This is a genomic window from Rhizobium sp. Leaf453, assembly GCF_001425605.1.
Taxonomy (GTDB): domain Bacteria; phylum Pseudomonadota; class Alphaproteobacteria; order Rhizobiales; family Rhizobiaceae; genus Pararhizobium.
Genome location: NZ_LMRG01000020.1, coordinates 1 through 4,849 on the forward strand (window position 1 = coordinate 1; position 4,849 = coordinate 4,849).

Consider the following 4,849-nt stretch of genomic DNA (forward strand, 5'->3'; position numbering starts at 1 on the left):
TGCTCGGCCTCGGCCACACCCTTGATAATCTTGGCAACGGCGAGCGGCTCGACCGCATCGTCCGTCTCGACCAGGATCGCCCGGTCGGCACCCATGGCCAGCGCCGTCCTCAGCGTCTCCTCCGCCTTGGCCGGACCGACCGAAACCACAACGACTTCCTCAGCCTTGCCGGCTTCCTTCAGCCGCAGCGCCTCCTCGACCGAAATCTCGTCGAACGGATTCATCGACATCTTCACATTCGCAAGCTCGACACCAGAACCATCCGACTTCACGCGGATCTTCACATTGTAATCAACCACACGCTTGACGGTGACCAGGATTTTCATGGATCAATTTCCTCAGTGCTTGGAGGGGTCGGGCAGCAAGGCCCAGAAGGCAAAAAGCGGCTTGTCGCCGGAACGCATGGCATGACGGATGCCGGGAACGTTGTAGAACGAGCCGCCAACGCCCGGTGAAAACCAGCCGGAATCGCCGTGCATGAACTCACCCTCGGAGAGGACCAGATAGGTCTCTTCCGGCGCATGATCGTGATCGGGATAGCGCACGTTCGGCGCCATCAGCGTCGCGCCAATCCAGACATCCCGTCGATCTTCCAGCGCGGCCGGCCCGACGATCATCGTATTGGCGTGGCCTTCCAGGAAATTTTCGCTCGCAGTCCCGTCATGGGTCGATCGCCGCTTCCATTCGAGCGACGGTTCCAGCGCTTTGAAGCGCTCGACCACCCTGTCGAGCATCGGATCGCCGCTCACAACCTCCAATGCATCTCCGAGATGCCGGCCACAGACCGGAAGCCGCTTTCCAATGTCCGGACGTTCCGGCCTTGCGGTCCCCAGAAGCGCCACGATCCGTGCCAACGAAACGCGGGCCTCAGAGGCTTGCGCTCGCTCGCCGAATGCGGCCAGTGCCGCATCCAGAAATCCCTGCAAGGCCTCGCTGCGCGTCATGGTCAAAGATTCTTGGCGAGACGCAGCGCGTCATAGATCGCGGCATGGGTGTTACGGGCAGCGACGGCGTCGCCGATCCGGAAGAGCTGGTAGGCACCCTCCGGATTGCGCTCGACCGTCTGCGGCGCACCGGCAATCAGTGCGTCATAGGCGACCTCCCCGAAGTTCTTCGACCCGGGCTTCAGCTCGAAATAGAGATCGTCGAGCGGAATGGTGCCGTGATTGACGACGATCTGGTCAACCGTCTGCTGCTTCGCCACGCCACCATACTCGCTGCCTATATGGGCGATCAGCTGGTTGCCGCTCTTTTCCGCCGATTCCAGCCGGTAGGTGACGGTGAACGTCGTATCGAGCTTCTGCAGCGAGCGCATGTAGGGCACGAGGTTCATCGCCATGACCTCCGGGGCAAACGAGCGGTCCGGCGTCATGATCTCAACCTTGCCGCCCGCCTTGGCAATGACCTCGGCCGCCTGCAGCCCGGCGTGATCGCCGGCATCGTCGAAGACTAGCACATTGGTGCCGGGCTTCACGTCACCGGAAATAATATCCCATGAGGATACGACCAGTTCGTTACCCTTGGTCAGGACCTCGGTATGCGGCAGCCCCCCCGTCGCGATGATGACGACATCCGGCTTTTCGGCATTGATCGTGCCGGCTTCCGCCCAGGTGTTGAAATGGAAGGTGACGCCAAGCTTTTCGCACTGGCTCATGCGCCAGTCGATGATACCGATCATTTCGCGGCGGCGTTCGCTCTGCGCCGTCAGGCGGATTTGGCCGCCCGGATTGTTTGCCGCCTCGAAGACCACAACCTCATGACCGCGCTCTGCGGAAACACGCGCCGCCTCCAAACCGGCCGGACCGGCGCCGACGATGACCACCTTCCTGCGCACATCCGCCTTCGGAATCTTGTGCGGCATGGTCTCTTCGCGGCCGGTCGCCGCATTGTGGATACAGAAGGCGAGGCCGCCCTGATAGATGCGGTCAAGACAGTAATTGGCGCCAACACAGGGGCGGATATCGTCTTCACGCTTTTCGATGATTTTCCGCACGATATGCGGGTCGGTCATGTGCGCACGGGTCATGCCGATCATGTCGACCTTGCCGGCCGCGATCGCATGGCGTGCGGTCGCCACGTCCTGGATTTTCGCGGCATGAAAGGTCGGGAACTTGGTCGCGGCGCGGATATCGCCGGCAAAGTCCAGATGCGGCGCGCTGGCCATGCCCTGGATCGGTATGACATCTGTCAGGCCGGGGTCGGTGTCGATATGGCCGCGGATGACGTTGAGGTAGTCGATCAAGCCGCTTTCCTTGAGGCGGCGGGAGATTTCCAGGCCATCGGCCTTGTCCGTCCCGCCGGGCAGACATTCGTCGGCCGTGTAGCGCACGCCGAGGATGAAATCGTCGCCGACGCGCTTGCGCATCGCCCGGAAGACGTCGAAACAAAAGCGCAGGCGATTGTCGAGCGAGCCGCCATAGGGACCTTCAAGCTCGTTGGTCAGCGGCGAGGTAAACTGGTCGATCAGGTGACCATAGGCCTCCAGTTCAACGCCATCCATGCCGCCGGCCTTCATGCGCTCGGCCGCATCGGCGAAATCCTTAATGATGCGCTCGATATCCCAGTCTTCCAGCTTCTTCGGGAAGGCGCGATGCGCCGCCTCGCGGTGATGCGACGGAGCAACGACCGGCAGCCAGTCGCCCTTGTCCCAGCGCGTGCGGCGGCCGAGATGGGTGAGCTGGATCATGATCGCCGAGCCCTGCTCATGCACGGCATCGGTCATTTCCCGCACCCACGGAACGATCTCGTCCTTGTAGGCGAGCAGGTTGTTGAAAACCGGCGGACTGTCCTTGGAGACGGCGGCCGAGCCGGCCGTCATCGTCAACGCAACGCCACCCTTTGCCCGTTCGACCGTATAGGCGCGGTAGCGCCCCTTCGGCATGCCCTCCTCGGGATAGGCAGGCTCGTGCGACGTCACGATGATGCGGTTGCGGAGGGTCAGATGCTTCAGCTGAAAGGGCTGCAGCAGGGGGTCGTTCGACATGCGCCGGGCTCCGGTTTATGGGACTTTGTGATGAAGGCTAATCGGAAATGTACACTTGTGTCAACGGCCAAAAACAATGGAGTCCGGAATATTGACACTCATGTACATTTTGCTTGTCAGGCCTAAATGGATTTGTTAGGAGGACATCATGGAACAGGCGATCAACGACAGCGGCTGGCGAGGCTCCCAGGAGGGATGGCTGGAGGCTGCCTATGATGCCCTGCTCGAATCCGGCGTGGACTCGGTGAAGATTTTGCCGCTCGCAAAGCGGCTGAATCTTTCGCGAACCAGCTTCTATTGGTTCTTCAAGGACCGCGAGGAATTGCTGAGCGCACTGATCGCGCGCTGGCGAGACAAGAATACGGGCAATCTGGTGAAGCAGTCGGAGGCCTATGCGGACACACTGGCCGAGGCGATGCTGAATGTCTTCGATTGCTGGGTGAACAAGGACCTGTTCGATTCCCAGTTCGAATTCGCGGTGCGCAGCTGGGCCCTGCAATCGCCGGACATCCTGGCCGAGGTGCAGAAGGCCGACCAGACGAGAATGGAAGCGATCGGCCGCATGTTCATGCGGTTCGGTTACGATGAAGGGCAAGCGGACGTTCGGGCGCGCACGACCTATCTGGTCCAGATCGGCTACATATCGATGCAGTCCAAGGAGGACACGGCGCTGCGCATGAAGCGCATCCCGGAATACATCGCGATCTATACCGGCGAGATTCCACAGAAGCGGGAACTCGACCGCTTCTTCTCACGGCATGGGTACAAACCGGAGTGACGACAGGGTGGCAGGCAAGGGGCTGAGAATTGGCGTGATCGGGGGGGCCGGCTGGCTGGGCGGAGCAATCGCCGAAGCTGTGCTGGACGCCAGCGTTGCATCGCCGGAAGATCTAGCTCTCTCCTATCGCAGCCAACGCCCGGACCGTTTCCCCGGCGCCTTCTGGACCACCGACAACCAGGCCTTGGCCGACCGCTCCGATATCATCATCCTTTCCGTTCGTCCGGCCGACTGGGCTTCTCTGAAGATCGACGCCGCCGACAAGCTTGTCGTCTCCGTCATGGCCGGTATCCGCCTCGAAGCGCTCTGCGCGCAGCACAACACCCGCCGCGCTGTCCGCACCCTGCCGAATGCGGCCGTCGAAGCGCGCAAATCCTATACACCGTGGATCGCCACCCGCGACACGGGCGAGGCCGAGCGGGCGACGGTTCGAATGATTTTCGATGCCTGCGGCGTTCAGGATGAAGTGCGCAGCGAGGCCGACATCGACTACCTGACCGGCCTCACCGGCTCCGGCCCGGCGTTTCCGGCGCTGTTGGCCGCAGCGATGATGATGGATGCGATCGCGCATGGCCTCGACCGTGACGTTGCACGGCGCGCCGTCAATACGGTCCTTGTCGGCACGGGCAGGCTGCTTGAACAGCGTGACGACTGTCCGGCCGACACAGTCAAGACCTTCCTGGATTATCGCGGCACCACGGCGGCCGCGATCGAGACGATGAGAACGGCAGGCTTCGATGCCGCCGTCGCGCGCGGGCTGACCGCCGCCTTCGAGAAATCGGTACGGATGGGGGAACCCGTCTGACTGGATCAAGGGCGGGGTTTGCGGTGTCCCGCCCGGCACCAACCAGCCGCACAAGATAAAGGGAACGGACATGCGTAGACTATTGGCATTGAGTGGATTGTTGTTGGGGAGTGTTTCGGGTGTGTCATTGGCGCATGCGGAGTGCGGCAGCATGACGATCGCCAGCATGAACTGGCAGAGTGCGGAGGTGATCTCCAACCTCGACAAGATCATCCTGAACGAGGGTTACGGCTGCAGCGCCGAGATCACGGTGGGGGATACGGTCCCGACGATTACCTCCATG

General features: G+C 61.8%; 6 protein-coding genes. 3 read left to right on the forward strand and 3 right to left on the reverse strand.

Annotated features, from left to right (window positions below):
• From ASG68_RS18115 to ASG68_RS18125, 3 genes are all read right to left on the reverse strand, one after another.
• Nucleotides 1-326 (reverse strand): electron transfer flavoprotein subunit beta/FixA family protein (locus ASG68_RS18115; RefSeq protein ID WP_413814027.1); only part of this gene is annotated, 326 nt, incomplete at its 3' end.
• Nucleotides 327-338: 12 nt separating this feature from the next.
• Nucleotides 339-944: a dimethylsulfonioproprionate lyase family protein gene (locus ASG68_RS18120; RefSeq protein WP_062582677.1), complete on the reverse strand. Its 606-nt coding sequence runs from the start codon at nucleotides 942-944 to the stop codon at nucleotides 339-341.
• 2 nt (nucleotides 945-946) lie between these two features.
• Nucleotides 947-2,983, reverse strand: a complete 2,037-nt coding sequence (locus ASG68_RS18125; RefSeq protein ID WP_062582679.1) for an NADH:flavin oxidoreductase — start codon at nucleotides 2,981-2,983, stop codon at nucleotides 947-949.
• Nucleotides 2,984-3,131: 148 nt separating this feature from the next.
• Between ASG68_RS18125 and ASG68_RS18130 the strand changes: the two genes are divergently transcribed.
• The 3 genes from ASG68_RS18130 to ASG68_RS30805 form a co-directional block, all read left to right on the forward strand.
• Nucleotides 3,132-3,761 (forward strand): TetR/AcrR family transcriptional regulator, encoded by a 630-nt coding sequence (locus tag ASG68_RS18130; RefSeq protein WP_062582681.1) that lies wholly within the window; start codon nucleotides 3,132-3,134, stop codon nucleotides 3,759-3,761.
• Nucleotides 3,742-4,566: a pyrroline-5-carboxylate reductase family protein gene (locus tag ASG68_RS18135; RefSeq protein ID WP_156373983.1), complete on the forward strand. Its 825-nt coding sequence runs from the start codon at nucleotides 3,742-3,744 to the stop codon at nucleotides 4,564-4,566. Before ASG68_RS18130 ends, ASG68_RS18135 begins: the two co-directional genes overlap by 20 nt.
• A gap of 70 nt (nucleotides 4,567-4,636) precedes the next feature.
• Nucleotides 4,637-4,849 (forward strand): glycine betaine ABC transporter substrate-binding protein (locus ASG68_RS30805; RefSeq protein ID WP_274534227.1); only part of this gene is annotated, 213 nt, incomplete at its 3' end.